The sequence below is a fragment of the Lysinibacillus sp. FSL P2-0066 genome, from assembly GCF_037969495.1.
GTDB classification, from domain to species: Bacteria; Bacillota; Bacilli; order Bacillales_A; family Planococcaceae; genus Lysinibacillus; species Lysinibacillus boronitolerans.
Map to the genome: position 1 here is coordinate 2,279,135 of NZ_CP150202.1, position 15,250 is coordinate 2,294,384.

Sequence of the window (15,250 nt, forward strand, 5' to 3'; positions counted from 1 at the left end):
TATACTATAAAAAACGGAATAACAGGATAAAGGTACAAATTCATAATGAGTTTGTTTAAAAGGGAAGTTCGGTGAAAATCCGGCGCTGTCCCGCAACTGTAATTCGGAGTACATTTTCAAAGCCACTGTTATGTCATGTAATGGGAAGGGAAAATGTGTGATGATCATAAGCCAGGAGACCTGCCTTTGTCTAGTACAGCCAAAAAACCTACGAGGATAGGGGGTGTTGAGTGTGACGAATTTCCTTCATCATACTCATAGTGCGACAACCAAGAAGAGGGTCTCTATTCAGTATAGACGACTTATTTTATATTGGTTGAAGAACTATGTAGTATTTATGTCATAGCTAGCATCTAACCTTTAGAAGGAAGATGCTTTTTTTATGAACGATAGGAGTGAACTAGATGACATCACATTCAATATTATTTTATGAAAATCAAGTAAAGCAACAAATCATGAACAACCTTTCTAGTGAGCACAGTATTTCCCTACAAACTTATATCAAAAAATTAATACAAAAAAATCCTGAAGATTACAAAAGTATTAATTATGCCTATTTAAATATAAAACGCGAATTAGTCGGTACAGTATAATGCTGATAGATGATAAAATTGTAGAGGATAGTATTGATATTGATCAAGACACTCTATTTAGAAATTTGGATCATTTTGAGATAGAGAGATGCTTTGTATTAGAATATTTAGAAATGCTTTTAAGATGGAATAAACAAACACACGCTATATCTGAAGAGAAACTTCAAAAGCTTTGGATGAAACTGATAAGAAAATATAAATTTTCTCTTGATGAATGGGAAAGAAATGCTGGGAATAGGAATATTCATTCTTACCTTGTGAAAGAACAAGGACATGGTTTACAAAGATTAATTCGTTTTTACAGGGAACGGCATGGAGTGAAATGGTTAGAAAATGCCTTTGATTATGGGATGACATTGCTATTGAAATTTGGTGAAATGCCAGCATTAGAAATGTTTTTCCTCACAAATTTAATATGTTACAAATGGCAACTAGATTACTTAGAGGATGAAGAAGTGCAACATTACTTTTCTCATTTAGCAAATGGGAAAGTGAAAGAGGTCTATAATAGCTTTAGGGCTTACGATAGAGAACAAAATCTTTTAACTGCTACTAAATTATATAAACTTATATCCAAATATAATCCTCAATTTCATACAAATTCTGCTGCAACGCCGGAATTTTATAAGGAATTGGCCCTGTTTATTGAAAGGAAATAATATATTCGTAGTGTCAATCAGTCTATTTTTCTTCAGAATCTAGACTGTTCTATGTTAGCTATTCAACTAGATTATCATAGTCATTCTACAATTAATTAGATTTGCTGTAGATCGATTTTAATAGAGAATTTCATACATCATTTAAAATAAATAATTTAATTAGGAAGTAGTAATTATTGATAATCTATTTCGTACTACATAATTAAAAATACTGAATAATCCAAAAATAAAGAAGTTTAGAATCTTGATTTACTTTTCATTTGAAGGATGGTACACTTAAAACTATTGAACAACAACTATATATTGTGTTCGTTTTACAAAGGTACTACTATATGTAGTTTAAAAGGGAAGTTCGGTACAATTCCGACGCTGTCCCCGCAACTGTGAAGCTGACGATGATTGCAACCACTGTGCATTTGCATGGGAAGGGAATCAGAGAATGAAGCAAAGCCAGGAGACCTGCCTTTATAAAACAAATTTATCATTTCTTCGGGGATTAAGAGATGGGAACGTCAGTATTTTTGGTATGTTAACGTTTCCATTTAGCCTATCTCTCTAGAGGAGATAGGCTTTTTTATTTTATGAAAAGAGGGATTTCTATGAAACTTTATACGAAAACAATTTGTCCAAAATGCCTATGGGTAAAATCTGAACTACAACGTGCAGGACTTGAAGCTGAAATTGTTAACATTGATCACGATGAACAAGCAAAGCAAACGATTATTAATGCAGGTTTTTTAAGTGTGCCTGTTTTAGAGATGAATGGAACTTTTATAGGAGATGTTCAGGAAATTGTTTCTCAAATTGAGTTGATTGCCCTATGATCGTATTCGCTAGTCGTACTGGCAATGTGCGCAATGTGGTATCCAAATTAAAGGCAGAATGTATCGAGCTCTCCGAGGAATTGCGATTGAACAAGCCATATCTTTTAATTACCTACACAGATGGTTTAGGTGACATTCCAGCAAAGGTACAACGTTTTTTAGAAAAAAACAGGGATTTTTGTAAAGGAGTAGTTGCCAGTGGGAATAGTAACTTCGGTCATCATGTATTTGGCGCTGCTGGTGAGAAAATCGCTGCTACGTATCATGTACCCCTAGTAAGGAAATTAGATTTACGAGGTAATCAAACGGATTACGAAGCAATACAAACGTTTTATGAAACGAGGGTAATGGGATGAAAACCTATTTAAAGCTTAATAATGACGTACTGAATCGTTATAGTACAACTGGGTTACTTGAGTTAGAAAAGGACCGCGAAGCTACGCGCCGCTACTTTTTAGAGTATGTTAACGTACGTTTGCGTTATTTTATAGATATTGAGGAAAAAATCCGCTATTTAGTTGATGAGGGCTACTATGAGAAAGCATTTATCGACATGTACGAGATGGAATTTATAAAGAAGTTGTACAAAAAAGCCTATGATTATAATTTCCGCTTTCCATCCTTTATGAGCGCAAGTAAATTTTATGATAGCTATGCTATGAAAAGTCGTGATGGGGAAGAGATCTTAGAAAAATATGAGGATCGTATAGTCATTATCGCTTTGTATTTGGCTCAAGGAAATACAGCTCTAGCAGAACGCTCTGTCGAAGCGATGATGGAAGCTTATCAGCCAGCAACACCAACTGCTTTAAATAGTGGCAAGAAAGCACGTGGTGAATTAGTTAGCTGCTTTAAATTATCAATGGATGACTCCATGAATAGTATTGCCGAAAATATTGGCTATTGTTTAGAGCTATCACGCCTTGGTGGTGGGGTTGGGGTCAACCTAACAGATTTACGCCCTTTAGGTGATCCAATTAAAGAGATATTAAATCGTGCAAGTGGTGTCATCCCAGTAGCAAAACTGTTAGAAAATTCTTTCAGTTATTCGAATCAGCTAGGGCAACGAAATGGCTCAGGTGTTGTCTATCTAAATATTTTCCATGCAGACATAGAAAATTTCATTTCATCAAAAAAACCAAATGCGGATGATAAAATTCGTCTTGCTACACTTTCAACAGGAATTATTATACCAAGTATTTTCTTCGAACTGATGAAACGTGATAAGGATATTGTTTTGTTTAGCCCATACGATATTTTTAAAGAATATGGCAAACGGATGTCTGAGATTTCCATTTCAGACATGTACTACGAGCTACTTGATAACCCTAAAATTCGTAAAATTAAACGTTTAAATGCACGTAAGCTTTACACAGAGGTGAAAAAAGCACAATTTGAATCAGGCTATCCGTTTGAAATCTTTGATGATAATGTCAATAAGGTACATCCTTTAAAAAATATTGGACGTGTCAAAATGTCCAATTTATGTACAGAAATCTTACAAGTACAAGAGACAAGTATCATTACGGACCAGGATCAACCAAACGACTATGGATTAGATGTATCGTGTAACTTAGGTTCCATCGATATCCATGCAGCAAGTAAAGTGAAGGATTTCGGCGCATTAGTCGATACAGCGATGCACCTATTAACAAATGTATCGCAAATGACACATATTAAAAATGTACCGTCTGTTGCAAAAGCCAACCAATTAATGCATTCTGTAGGGCTTGGCTGTATGAACCTCCATGGGCATCTCGTGACGGAGGGCATCCTGTACGGCTCAAAAGATTCGATTGATTTCATGGATCACTTTATGGAAGCGATGAACTATTATTCTTTGAAATCTTCGATGGAAATGGCGAAAGAAAAAGCTGCAACCTTCTACCGATTTGAGGACAGTGATTATGCATCAGGTAGCTATTTTGACCAATATATCAATAAAATTGACGAAGAACTATCACCTGTTGTATTGAAGGCGCTTGGCAATATACCAATCATTACGAACAAGATGTGGGAAACGTTAAAGCAGGATGTAATGCAATACGGTCTATTCCATTCCTATCGTTTGGCTATTGCCCCAACTGGTAGTATTTCATATATTCGTAGCTGTACGGCTTCAATCGCACCATGTACAGAGCGCGTAGAGGTTCGTGATTACGCCGATAGTAGAACCATTTATCCAATGCCTCATTTAACAAATGACAATAGTCATTTATATGTGGAGGCGTATGATGTGAATCCTTATGATTTAATTGATTTATATGCAGCTTCTCAAAAGCACGTTGACCAAGGTATTTCCATGACGCTTTATGTAACGGACAATTGGACAACCGAACAATTGGCTAAAGTATACATTTATGCGTGGATCAAGGGCATTAAGTCTGTTTACTATGTTCGTCAACGATTACAAAGCTTAGAGGAGTGTGTAGCATGTCAAATATAATTTATGAGGCAGTCAATTGGAATAAGGCAACAAGTGAGCTTGCCCAAATATTTTGGGACCAGCAATGGAAGCAAATTTGGTTTCCAGAAGAAATTGCGGTCAGTAAAGATATTAAACAATGGAAAAGCTTTGAGCATCAGGACACATATAAAAAAGTATTTGCAGGATTAACCTTACTGGATACTGTACAAACAAATATCGGAATGAATCGTGTTGCCGCTTATACAGACGATTTACAGGAAAAGGCTGTCCTAACCGTTTTTGATGCATTCGAGGCGATACATGCCAAGTCCTATTCTTATATTTTCACAACGCTTTGTACAAACGAAGAAATCGACGAGCTATTTGAGTGGGTCAAGAAAAATGAATTTCTACAGTATAAGGCCAATAAAATAGCAGACATTTATAATAGTATTGAAGAAGGCAATCCAGAGAGCTTATGGAAAGCGATGTTCTCATCCGTTATGCTTGAATCTTTCCTGTTTTATTCTGGCTTTTTCTATCCACTCTACTTAGGAGGACAAGGCTTCCTACGAAATAGTGCAGAAATTATTTCACTCATCTTGCGCGATGAATCTATCCATGGGGTAGCAGTTGGATTTTTTGCTCAAAATCTATTCAAGCAATTTTCAAAGGAAAAGCAAGAAGAGCTACATTTATGGGGCTATGAGCTATTATTAGATTTATATCAAAATGAAATGAAGTATACAGATGATATTTATGCGGAAACAGGATTATCACCTGAAGTGCGCGCATATGTACGTTATAATGCAAATAAAGCTTTAATGAATGTCGGCTTTGAAGCCATGTTCCCAGAAGAGGAAGTCAATCCAATTGTGATGAATGGGATTCGTAATGAAGGCTCCACATATGATTTCTTTTCACAAAAGGGTGCTACCTATGCCAAGGCAAAAGTTGCGCCGATCACAGATGACACATTCAATTTTAATCGTTAAGGATGAAGAACAATGAATCTAGAAGTAAAAATTAAAAAAGTTCACGCTGAAGCCATGCTACCGATACAAGCCAACCCTGGTGATGCAGGCATGGATCTCTATTCCATAGAAGCAGTAGAAATCCCAGCAGGCGTAGCCAAACTCATTAAGACAGGTATACAGATTGAATTACCTAAGGGAACGGAAGCCCAAATTCGACCAAGAAGTGGATTAGCATTAAAGCATAGTGTAACTGTACTGAATAGCCCAGGCACTATAGATGAAGGCTATAGAGGAGAAATCGGTGTTATTTTAATCAACCATGGTCAAGAACCATTTATTGTAGAAAAATCAATGCGCATTGCTCAAATGGTTATTCAATTTGTTCCTTCTATTCAATTAGTGGAAGTAGATGAATTATCTCAAACGGTCCGTGGAGAATCTGGATTTGGTGCAAGTGGTACGAAATAGCGTACCTATATATAAACCTCATAAAGTTTACTTAAAAATCCTGCTTAAAATGCAGGATTTTTTTGTTACCGTTGCTAATAGCAGAAGGAAATAATAGGGTTCATATGGAATGAAGTAATGATAGCGAAGTAAAGGAGCTAATAATCATGAAAAAAAATATGTTCAGGTATTTTCCTTATGTTGATTGTCATTCTTACATCGATCACAACTGCTGCAGCAGCTAGTAGTCAACTAAAAGTGGACGGTATGACAGTACAAACGGATGTGAAGCCCGAAATAAAAAACAATCGAACAATGGTACCTTTACGCGTGATTAGTGAAAATTTAGGGGCTAAGGTGCATTGGTCGGATGGGCAAGTGATACTGACCCAAAGTGAGATGAAAGTCAGTTTAAAGTTAAACAGTAGTAAAGCCACAGTAAATGGAAAAACGGTATTATTGGATGCAAAGCCATACTTAAAGAATGGACGCACCATTGTACCATTACGTTTTCTAGCAGAAATCTTTGGCTGTAAAGTTCATTACGATCATTTAACGATCTCAATCGATACAGAGCCATTGATGATTAAGGGTGTGGAAGTGAAAGCATTACTTCATGAATACCACATGACAATGGGGGGAGTAGTCGAGCAAATCAATGGCAATGCCTATATGGAAGAAATGCACCGTATATTTACTAAAAATATGGGCAAGAAGATAAAACAGCCTAACGACTACACATGGTCTGTGCATAGCACCGTAATTGGGGGCTATTATAAAATGGGCCAATATGATTTCTTGAACAAGGAAGGTAGTAGCATAGCACGTTATGATCTCTATTCGTTGGTGCAATCTTCAGATAAACCTTTGACTGGACAGCCAGACGTGTTGATTTATGACGCCACTGTTGACCAATGGTATGAGTTTAACAAAACTGCCAGTGACTCTATTTATTCGTTAATGGAAACTGCCACGAGAAATGGCTTTGTGACAGTTATTAGTAATACAGTTCCTTGATTATGAATCCATTAAAAACGCAATAGAAGAGCACATCTATGAATAAGATGTGCTCTTCTTATTAAAAATGCTAATCATTTTTATTTAGAAAAGTACTAGGCATGACTACAAGGACTACTGTTCCACGAGCACAAAGCGTATCCTGCGCGTAAACTTCAGTTTCTACTTTCCATTTCTTCGGATGAATTTCTTCAACAGTGCCAATTGCCTTTAAGGGAACATCTTGGGGTGTTGGCTTGAGGAAATCTACATTAAGGTTAGCCGTTACAAATCGAGGTGGCTCCACTCCATCACCAATTTCATGTCCATTTTTACGATGCAAGGCAAGCGCTGCCGACCCTGTTCCATGGCAATCAATTAATGAAGCAATTAAACCACCATAGATAAATCCTGGAATACCCATATATTTTGATTCAGGTGTATAGATTGTAATCGTCTTATCACCATGCCACCCCGTGCGAAGATGATGACCATCATCATTCAAACGGCCACACCCATAACACCAAGCGATATCATCTGGATAAATATCTTGAATTGCTTTTTCTACTTTTAATTCTTCCATTCTTCTCTCCCCAATACTCTAGTATTATTTGTTTCTAATCGAACGTTAATCATTTAAGTATAATTAATCATTTCCATTCCATCAATAAAAATCTAAATATTCCATCTATTCAAACTATTTAAGAAAGCACGACCATGAAGTTGGACAAGTTTTATTACTGACAGATGGGGAGGGCTGGTATCAGGAAGAAGGAAAAGCTGCATAGCTTGTAAAACGCTGGCATGGTGCAACTAAAGAAAGATGGTATACTAAGGTCGTTACGTTTTTCTTTTACCGTGCTGAAGAAGGAATTAAAGGAGTCAAAAGGTATGTCATTAGAAAATATAATCGATTGTATTTGCAAGGAAGCAACTAATAAAGACAGTAAAAAATTAGAAGAATTACTAGAGCAATTGTATGATTATGAAAGTGCTAAAATACTCGATATTTACCCTTATCAGATAAAAAGTAATAAAAAATATAGTCAAGTAGAAGTATTCTTCGATAAATTGGAGATGGTCGATTTCCAAGAAAAAACGCAGGATTATCATTCTTATCAGAAAAGCCTAGAAAAATTCGAGAGATTTTTTGAATTGATGTGGTTAAAATCATCTGAATTTTATGCATTTTATTACATACCAGATCCTTTATATAAGGATCAATTGTATTATAAAGTCTACGAGAATGAGTGGAATAAAATTATCCCTAAAGATCTTACAGAAGGCATTTTATTAAACATTGATGAGTACACAATATTAATTTCACTAATAAAATTAGCTGTTTCGGACCATCTCCATCTACATATCATTTTACCTGAGGAGAATATGGTATTTAGTGGGAATGGATTAGCCTTTTTAATCTATAGCCAGCGTAATCTTGAGCTATTTGAAAAGATAGCTAATACGGAGGGGCTCTATATCCGTTGAAAAAGTGATAGAACATTTCCAGCAACATGGAGCCAGATAAATATGAAACATACCCTAAAAAATAGCAACAATCTATGTTGCGTACAGATCGTTGCTACTATTATTTAAAAATCATTTATTTTGCTCTCGATAATTAATGGCCTCTTTAAATTCATCGGTAGCTAGGATGTTGTAAAACATATTTCTACTGTTTACGTTTGCTATTGTCCCAGTGTTTGTATTATCAATCCATAGATAGTATTCATCATCGTTTAGTTTGATCTTATACTGCGGAGCAATTTCGTTATCAACCTCACCGAATTCTCTAGCTTTTTTAAATGTTTTTTCTATAATTTTAACATCTTCCGTATTAGAGATTTGTTGTAAAGTATCGGGTTGTACTTCATCGAAATTAATTAATTCTTGAATTTCTATCACCTTTGATGCTTCTTTCTGATCGTTACAAGCAACTAACGCTAAAGAACAAATCATTAACAACAAAATTGTCTTTATTTTCACCTTGATCTTCACCCCTCTTTATTCATTCTAGTATATTCCCTTATGAACACTTCTTCAAACCGCAAACCCTCAAAATATTTACATATTCTAACAGTCTAAAAAAGGTTTAACCATAGAATAAAAACTTATCTGAGAGCTTTCCCCTTGAATGGAATTTATAGTATGCTGATTAAAAGGGAGGAGAGGGATTTTATGGTTAAACAATTGATTGTTGGGGATACAATACAGGAATTGGCTTCTACTCGTCGCATACTGGAACGCTTGCCCGACGAGCATTTGACATGGAGGCCACATGAGAAATCAATGACACTAGGAGGTCTGGCCACGCACCTAATCAATCTGCTAAACTGGCAAATGGCTATTTTACAGTACTCAGACTTTGATCTTTCCACCGTTCCGTTACGACGAGAGGCATTAGAAAAGCGAGCTGACATTCTGGATGAGTTCGATACAAACGTAAGAAAACTGGAAATGATGCTTACTGAATGTGATGAGAAAACGCTCGGAGAGGTATGGACACTACGTCATGGTGACCATATTATTCGCCAGGAGCCTCGAGCAATTGCGTTCCGCACCTTCGGATTAAGCCACATGGTCCATCATCGGGCGCAGCTTGGGGTATACTTGCGACTTCTCGATATTCCAGTACCAGGCATCTACGGCCCCTCTGCAGACGAAGAAGCCTAGTAAACTACTTCCATGAATCGCTATTTAGAAAGGTATGAGGTGTTCGATTGACTAAGATAATGACGAAAACAGAACGATTAATTATTCGATTAATGGAAGAGGGAGATTACTCTTCTTGGCTTACGCAATATGAAAATCGTTTACCTTCCCAGCATAAATACGATGAAGGTAAATTAGATATGAGCATCTGTACGAAAGAATGGTTTATTGATTTAGTTACTAAGCATCATCAGATGGCTGAGGATGATAAGGTGTATGTATTTGGAGTATTTAGAAAAACAGATAATACGCATATTGGTTTTGTAGACTTTTCCACAATTATGAGGGAAGAATTTCAATGGGCTAGGTTCGGGTATACCATTCATAACCATTTTTGGAGAAAAGGTTATGGTAAAGAGGCTGTAAAGGCAGCGATTGATCTAGCATTTGAAAAATTAAATTATCATCGAATAGAAGCTCATATAAACCTCGACAATACGGCATCTATAAAATTAGCAGAAAATGTTGGGATGCTTTATGAATGCACGAGGAAAGGATTCATATACGAGGACAACAAGTGGACTGATCAGCTGGTTTATTTTATAAATGCAGAAGACATTTAAAAGGGAGGAGCTGTATGTACGACATGGAGAACTCTTTAGAAGTGCAAAAGAAAGAGGATATAAAAATTTCAATAGTCATACCAGCCCATAATGAAGAAAAATACATTGGAAAGTGCTTAGAATCTATTTTAAAGGCTTCCAAATCCTTTGAAAATCAAGTAGAGATTATTGTTGTTTTAAATCGCTGTACAGATAGAACAGAGCAAATTGCAAAATCGTATAATTGTATCCTACTAAAAAATAGCGATAAGAACCTTTCGAAGATTAGGAACGCTGGCGTTGATATAGCAAGAGGGGAAATCATCGTCACAATTGATGCCGATACACAGATGAACGAACATGTGTTATCGAAGGCAGTGGAGAACTTAATCACAGGTAAGTACATTGGCGGGGGCGTTACAGGAAAGTTTGAAAGAATGTCCTTAGGAATTTTTGTTTCAGCTTTGTTATTAATCGGACCAATATTTTTAAAATATGGTGCAATTTCTGTAGGCATCTTTTGGTGCTACAAAAAAGATTTTCAAGCAATTAATGGATTTAATGAAAATATGCTCATGGCAGAAGATGCCGATTTTGCTAAACGATTAAAAGATTGGGGAAAAAAGAACGAAAAAAAATACGGAACAATTCAAAATGGAATGATCACTTCAAGCAGAAAATTTGATAAGCATGGAGACTGGGTTTTACTTAAACGTCCTAAAATGATCCTAGCATACCTTAAAGGTACAGATCAGAAACATGCGAATGAAGCATATTATGAAAATGAAGATAGATAAAAAGAAACCGTAACGTTAATCGAACAAGGATTAACGTTTTTTTGTTACGATGCAATCATTCTAGCTATATTAAAGAAAAGAATTGAATAATTTTTTATAATAAATTATTCTTTATTACATCAATATTGATGATTCATTTTTGCGAAAGGATTGGGATTGATATAGCTGACGTCAATGTGTCAAACCCAAAAAGTCAGAATGATGAATAACTTTGAAGATTTAATCGGAAAAGAGTATGCCAATATAGCAGGCATCGCTATTAGAAAAGATAATCATTTAATCTATGAAAAATACTTTCATGGGTACACCCAAGATGATGCTTTGCATATAGCATCTGTCACTAAAAGCATCATCTCCATTCTTATTGGTATGGCAATTGATAAAGGATATATAAAAAATATCGAACAGCATGTGTTAGATTTTTTTCCGAATTATACAGTGAAGCGTGGCGAAAAAACCATTCAAAACATCACCCTAGCAAATTTGTTGTCAATGACTGCACCCTATAAATACAAGTCAGAGCCTTATACGAAAGTATATTCAAGCGATGACTGGGTAAAAGCTGCATTGGATTTACTAGGGGGCAAAGGTAGTATTGGGGAGTTTAACTATTCTACCGTTGGCACACATATTTTATCAGGTGTTCTTACAAATGCCACGGGTCAATCTGTCCATGATTTCGCTACAGAAAACTTGTTTAAACCTCTTGCAATCAAAGCTCCCTCCAATACAACTATACAAAATAAAGAAGACTATTTCGCTTTTCTGAAGGATAAATATGTCACTGGCTGGATCATAGACCCTAAAGGAGTAAACACAGCTGGCTGGGGGCTTACTTTAACGCCACGGGATATGGCGAAAATAGGGCAATTATATTTAAATGGAGGTGTGTGGAACGGACAGCACATCATTTCTTCCAAATGGATAGAGGATAGCACAAAAGAGAAAAGTCGATGGGGAGAGTTAGCCTATGGTTACTTGTGGTGGATCGTTGATGATTGCTATGCAGCTTTGGGGGATGGTGGAAATGTAATCTTCATAAATCCTCAAAAGAAGATGGTCATTTCGATTACTTCGCGCTTTATGCCACGTGCCAAGGATCGTGTTGAATTGATTAGAAAGCATCTAATGCCATTGTTTGAATAACAGCTAGACTATAAAAAGTTACGGTAAATACACTCCATTTTGATCATCATCAATCAAAATGGAGTTTTTATAATTAATATAAGGGTATTAATGAATCAATTTTGTCAATCATCCTTAATGGGCATAAAAGCAAAATAACAAAAGTGAATAATTACAAGCCATCCAAAACAGTTTTGGGGATCCGTTCAATTTTGTTCAAAATGACATTTTTAAAATCAATTAAAGTTTCGCATTTTTAATCAAAATTTTTTTAAACTAACAAAAATACTTGCAACACCCATTGTAGTACTGTATAGTACTAATTATGACAAAGGTAAAATTAATGAATCAAAAACGTGTAATTGAAGTAGCTGCAACATTATTTTTAGAAAAAGGGTTTGCTTATACAAGCATGGATGAATTAGTTCGTGTAAGCAAAGTTTCAAAGTCTAATGTATATTATCACTTCTCTAATAAGGAAGAATTGTTGGAGGGGGTCGTTGATTATTGGATTGAAATGTATCAATCTGCAATAGATGACTTACTATCTCAAAACCAATTATTAGTTGAAGATCGTATCCAACTGTTTTTAAAACAAATAACACAAGGAGTTCAGACGAGAGAATATAAGGGGAGCTGTCCATTTATTACGCTTTATATTCAAAGTCCTACAAATGCCACAAAAGTAAAAGAAAAAATAGGTCTTTTTTTTAAAGGCTTACAAACAAAGGTTTCTCTGTTACTTAAACAAGGGGTAGAGAAGGGTGAATTTAGAAAGACAATAAATATTGACGAGGTTGCATCTCTTTTTATAACAAATCTTGAAGGAGCGCTATTTATTTCAGAAACACTGGAGGATGCAACTGTAATCATGAAAACAGCAGATCATTTGTTTAACTTGCTTCGGTAAAAGAAGCATTTTTTTTACATCGAATTAGTACTGAATAGTACTACAAGGAGGCTTTTTATGAGAACAGTATTTTTAACAGGTGGAACAGGTTTTATCGGAAAGCAATTAGTGAAGGAATTAGCCAAAGAGCATGTTACAATTCTTCTATTAGTAAGATCGAAAAGTAAAGCAACACGCATTTATCAAGAAAGAGGCATCTTAAAAGAGGCAAATATGCACTTTATTGAAGGTGATTTAACGAAAATAGACTTAGGTCTAAGTGCTGAAGATAAGGAGTTGGTATTGAAAACGGATGTGATTATTCACGCAGGAGGCCCCATGGATATTCAAGCGACAAGCAAAGAGGCAGCCTCCGTATTTTTGAATGGTGCCCAACATATTAGTGAATTCGCTAAAAATATTCATCAATTGAAGGGATTGCAACAATTTATTCATATTGTAGGCTATATGAGTCCCTTTGATGATAATAATAGCAAGGTTACGATAGATGTATTTAAAGAAGGAAACAATTTTTTAAAAATAAAAAATCCATATGAGCGAACAAAGTTTTTAGCAGATCTATATATCCGTCAGCAGGCATCAGCAGTAGGTTATCCGCTGTCTGTCATTAATCCGCCAACTGTGGTCGGTAGTAGTAAAACAGGGAGTACAGAGCAGATAGCTGGATTAGGTTTGCTTGTGACAAGTATGCGAAGAGGGCTCATGCCAGTGATTCCAGGAGGTAAGGGATATAGGTTGCCATTGATTTCAAACGATGAGTTTGCGAAGTTTATTGTGCAGGTTTTCAAATTGGAGCAGCCGGCTATTCAAACATATACACTTGTTGATGACAAAGAGAACGATCCGAACATTGCTGAATTATTAAGTGTTATGTCGGAAAGTATGAATATGAGGGCACCAAAAATCTCTGTTCCAATGCCGCTTATGAAAACAATAATGAAAAGTGGAGTAAGTAAAATAACAAACATTCCTTCTGATGGACTGAATTTTATGACAAAACGAACATTTTCAAATGTTTCGGTGAAAAACATGATGGGGGGAGATTGGTTTAAGAAGACGAGTGTCATGAACTTTTTCCCTGCCGTAGTAGCTGATCTGGATTATCGATTGATGTATCAAAATGCTGAGCATCATCATTTATTTGAGCGAACATTATGCGATAACCATACCCTTTACCAATTACAAGGAGAGGGAAAACCGTTTATTTTATTACATGGTTTATTGAGTGATGGAGAGGATTTATTTCCTTTAGCGCAAGAGCTTCATGAAAAAACGGGTCAACCTGTATGGATCTTGGATCTTCCAGGTTTGGGACGTTCTCCTTTTAAACGAGAGAAAAATCTTTTAAATATCTATTTGAATGTAGTGAAAAAGTTATTGGAGAAAGCTACTAACGGTGCCCATCTAATTGGCCATTCATTTGGTGCATATATTCTTTTGGAAGCATTAGTACAAAAGTACATAGATAAGAAGCATACAATTACTTTACTTCAGCCACCTATTGCTAAAAAAAATGCTAAATCCATAAATGTTCCTCAATTTATGAACAAATGGACATTGAAATTGGCAACAACTAATTTGATAGAGCGATATCTTTTAAGTAATGGTTTATTTGAAAGTATAGAGAGCATCCCTGAACATTATATTGAAAAACTAAGTAAAAGTTTTACTTCTCCTAGAATTTTAAATACTACGGTTCAGCTTAATAGTTTACTATCGAAAAACGTTCAAGGTGATTTCAATGAAGTAACAAAGTATAATCTTCACATTATTTGGGGGGATTCTGACAGAGGCTATTCTGCTCCTTCACATCTGGGTAAGGTTGATTTTGTTCCATATGGTCATCATTTTCCTCTTAGCCATCCGAGTGAAACGGCTAATTTGGTAATAAAAAATAGTAGTACTAGCAGATGAGCGTGTGGGATAAATAAAAAGCATGAAAATGAATTTGCAAAAGAAGATGAGATCTTGCTTCGGTAAAACGAATCCTTTGATATTGCATTCGAAAAGTATACACCTAACCAGTTGTCGAAATTTATGTGACGACTGGTTATTTAGTATTATTCTTCAGAATTGAGGAATCAAGAAGAACAAATTCAATAAAAGGAAACTAAGATATACCGATGCAGTATATTGTTTTATTTATAGAAAATCTCTTTTTAGAGTATGGGGAAGACGAAAGAGGCTACGATATTTTTTATAAAACGATTTAATAGATATCGAGGTGATTGAGGATTAATATCTTTTTCAATGAGCATTCG

The 15,250-nt window shown here is 35.6% G+C and carries 17 protein-coding genes and 2 riboswitches; of the genes, 15 read left to right on the forward strand and 2 right to left on the reverse strand.

What is annotated here, in order from left to right:
* Window positions 1-13 precede the first annotated feature (13 nt).
* Window positions 14-203: riboswitch (cobalamin riboswitch) on the forward strand.
* A gap of 201 nt (window positions 204-404) precedes the next feature.
* The 8 genes from MKZ14_RS11270 (at window position 405) to MKZ14_RS11305 (ending at window position 6,924) form a co-directional block, all read left to right on the forward strand.
* The gene (locus MKZ14_RS11270; RefSeq protein ID WP_339280987.1) at window positions 405-593 is read left to right on the forward strand and encodes a hypothetical protein; all 189 of its coding nucleotides are present in this window, start codon (window positions 405-407) and stop codon (window positions 591-593) included.
* Entirely contained in the window at window positions 593-1,252 is a 660-nt protein-coding gene (locus MKZ14_RS11275) for a hypothetical protein (RefSeq protein WP_339280988.1), read from the forward strand. Before MKZ14_RS11270 ends, MKZ14_RS11275 begins: the two co-directional genes overlap by 1 nt.
* Before the next feature lie 303 nt (window positions 1,253-1,555).
* Window positions 1,556-1,734: riboswitch (cobalamin riboswitch) on the forward strand.
* A 117-nt stretch (window positions 1,735-1,851) separates the two neighbouring features.
* Window positions 1,852-2,076 (forward strand): glutaredoxin, encoded by a 225-nt coding sequence (locus tag MKZ14_RS11280; RefSeq protein ID WP_016991734.1) that lies wholly within the window; start codon window positions 1,852-1,854, stop codon window positions 2,074-2,076.
* Window positions 2,073-2,432, forward strand: coding sequence for a class Ib ribonucleoside-diphosphate reductase assembly flavoprotein NrdI (nrdI, locus tag MKZ14_RS11285; RefSeq protein ID WP_016991735.1), 360 nt, complete (start codon window positions 2,073-2,075; stop codon window positions 2,430-2,432). Before MKZ14_RS11280 ends, nrdI begins: the two co-directional genes overlap by 4 nt.
* The gene (nrdE, locus tag MKZ14_RS11290) at window positions 2,429-4,522 is read left to right on the forward strand and encodes a class 1b ribonucleoside-diphosphate reductase subunit alpha (RefSeq protein WP_333004029.1); all 2,094 of its coding nucleotides are present in this window, start codon (window positions 2,429-2,431) and stop codon (window positions 4,520-4,522) included. Before nrdI ends, nrdE begins: the two co-directional genes overlap by 4 nt.
* Complete coding sequence (nrdF, locus tag MKZ14_RS11295; protein ID WP_004229921.1) at window positions 4,510-5,478, forward strand: class 1b ribonucleoside-diphosphate reductase subunit beta; 969 nt, start codon at window positions 4,510-4,512, stop codon at window positions 5,476-5,478. Before nrdE ends, nrdF begins: the two co-directional genes overlap by 13 nt.
* A gap of 12 nt (window positions 5,479-5,490) precedes the next feature.
* Window positions 5,491-5,928, forward strand: a complete 438-nt coding sequence (gene dut / locus MKZ14_RS11300) for a dUTP diphosphatase (protein WP_339280989.1) — start codon at window positions 5,491-5,493, stop codon at window positions 5,926-5,928.
* A 177-nt stretch (window positions 5,929-6,105) separates the two neighbouring features.
* Window positions 6,106-6,924 (forward strand): copper amine oxidase N-terminal domain-containing protein, encoded by an 819-nt coding sequence (locus tag MKZ14_RS11305; protein ID WP_339280990.1) that lies wholly within the window; start codon window positions 6,106-6,108, stop codon window positions 6,922-6,924.
* Window positions 6,925-6,994: 70 nt separating this feature from the next.
* Here MKZ14_RS11305 and MKZ14_RS11310 read toward each other — a convergent pair whose 3' ends face one another.
* The gene (locus MKZ14_RS11310; RefSeq protein WP_339280991.1) at window positions 6,995-7,486 is read right to left on the reverse strand and encodes a PaaI family thioesterase; all 492 of its coding nucleotides are present in this window, start codon (window positions 7,484-7,486) and stop codon (window positions 6,995-6,997) included.
* A gap of 308 nt (window positions 7,487-7,794) precedes the next feature.
* Between MKZ14_RS11310 and MKZ14_RS11315 the strand changes: the two genes are divergently transcribed.
* Complete coding sequence (locus MKZ14_RS11315) at window positions 7,795-8,391, forward strand: hypothetical protein (protein WP_339280992.1); 597 nt, start codon at window positions 7,795-7,797, stop codon at window positions 8,389-8,391.
* 111 nt (window positions 8,392-8,502) lie between these two features.
* Here the strand turns inward: MKZ14_RS11315 and MKZ14_RS11320 are convergent, their stop codons facing one another.
* A complete protein-coding gene (locus MKZ14_RS11320; RefSeq protein WP_339280993.1) occupies window positions 8,503-8,889 on the reverse strand; it encodes a hypothetical protein in 387 nt (128 codons plus the stop codon).
* Between the two features lie 192 nt (window positions 8,890-9,081).
* On the opposite strand from MKZ14_RS11320, the gene MKZ14_RS11325 reads away from it, so the two are divergent.
* From MKZ14_RS11325 to MKZ14_RS11350, 6 genes are all read left to right on the forward strand, one after another.
* A complete protein-coding gene (locus tag MKZ14_RS11325) occupies window positions 9,082-9,576 on the forward strand; it encodes a DinB family protein (RefSeq protein ID WP_016991742.1) in 495 nt (164 codons plus the stop codon).
* A gap of 47 nt (window positions 9,577-9,623) precedes the next feature.
* Window positions 9,624-10,178, forward strand: coding sequence for a GNAT family N-acetyltransferase (locus tag MKZ14_RS11330; protein WP_115673611.1), 555 nt, complete (start codon window positions 9,624-9,626; stop codon window positions 10,176-10,178).
* A gap of 14 nt (window positions 10,179-10,192) precedes the next feature.
* Window positions 10,193-10,954, forward strand: coding sequence for a glycosyltransferase (locus tag MKZ14_RS11335; RefSeq protein WP_333004022.1), 762 nt, complete (start codon window positions 10,193-10,195; stop codon window positions 10,952-10,954).
* A 201-nt stretch (window positions 10,955-11,155) separates the two neighbouring features.
* Entirely contained in the window at window positions 11,156-12,100 is a 945-nt protein-coding gene (locus MKZ14_RS11340) for a serine hydrolase (protein ID WP_339280994.1), read from the forward strand.
* Window positions 12,101-12,422: 322 nt separating this feature from the next.
* Complete coding sequence (locus MKZ14_RS11345; RefSeq protein WP_053995724.1) at window positions 12,423-12,989, forward strand: TetR/AcrR family transcriptional regulator; 567 nt, start codon at window positions 12,423-12,425, stop codon at window positions 12,987-12,989.
* A gap of 57 nt (window positions 12,990-13,046) precedes the next feature.
* Complete coding sequence (locus MKZ14_RS11350; protein ID WP_339280995.1) at window positions 13,047-14,903, forward strand: alpha/beta fold hydrolase; 1,857 nt, start codon at window positions 13,047-13,049, stop codon at window positions 14,901-14,903.
* The last annotated feature ends 347 nt before the right edge of the window (window positions 14,904-15,250 follow it).

Coding starts and splice junctions, on each gene's coding strand:
- MKZ14_RS11310 (WP_339280991.1), bottom strand. CDS start 7,486: ATGGAAGAATTAAAAGTAGAAAAAGCAATTCAAGATATTTATCCAGAT.
- dut (WP_339280989.1), top strand. CDS start 5,491: ATGAATCTAGAAGTAAAAATTAAAAAAGTTCACGCTGAAGCCATGCTA.
- MKZ14_RS11315 (WP_339280992.1), top strand. CDS start 7,795: ATGTCATTAGAAAATATAATCGATTGTATTTGCAAGGAAGCAACTAAT.
- MKZ14_RS11335 (WP_333004022.1), top strand. CDS start 10,193: ATGTACGACATGGAGAACTCTTTAGAAGTGCAAAAGAAAGAGGATATA.
- MKZ14_RS11345 (WP_053995724.1), top strand. CDS start 12,423: ATGAATCAAAAACGTGTAATTGAAGTAGCTGCAACATTATTTTTAGAA.
- MKZ14_RS11325 (WP_016991742.1), top strand. CDS start 9,082: ATGGTTAAACAATTGATTGTTGGGGATACAATACAGGAATTGGCTTCT.
- MKZ14_RS11275 (WP_339280988.1), top strand. CDS start 593: ATGCTGATAGATGATAAAATTGTAGAGGATAGTATTGATATTGATCAA.
- MKZ14_RS11340 (WP_339280994.1), top strand. CDS start 11,156: ATGAATAACTTTGAAGATTTAATCGGAAAAGAGTATGCCAATATAGCA.
- MKZ14_RS11280 (WP_016991734.1), top strand. CDS start 1,852: ATGAAACTTTATACGAAAACAATTTGTCCAAAATGCCTATGGGTAAAA.
- nrdI (WP_016991735.1), top strand. CDS start 2,073: ATGATCGTATTCGCTAGTCGTACTGGCAATGTGCGCAATGTGGTATCC.
- nrdE (WP_333004029.1), top strand. CDS start 2,429: ATGAAAACCTATTTAAAGCTTAATAATGACGTACTGAATCGTTATAGT.
- MKZ14_RS11350 (WP_339280995.1), top strand. CDS start 13,047: ATGAGAACAGTATTTTTAACAGGTGGAACAGGTTTTATCGGAAAGCAA.
- MKZ14_RS11305 (WP_339280990.1), top strand. CDS start 6,106: ATGTTGATTGTCATTCTTACATCGATCACAACTGCTGCAGCAGCTAGT.
- nrdF (WP_004229921.1), top strand. CDS start 4,510: ATGTCAAATATAATTTATGAGGCAGTCAATTGGAATAAGGCAACAAGT.
- MKZ14_RS11270 (WP_339280987.1), top strand. CDS start 405: ATGACATCACATTCAATATTATTTTATGAAAATCAAGTAAAGCAACAA.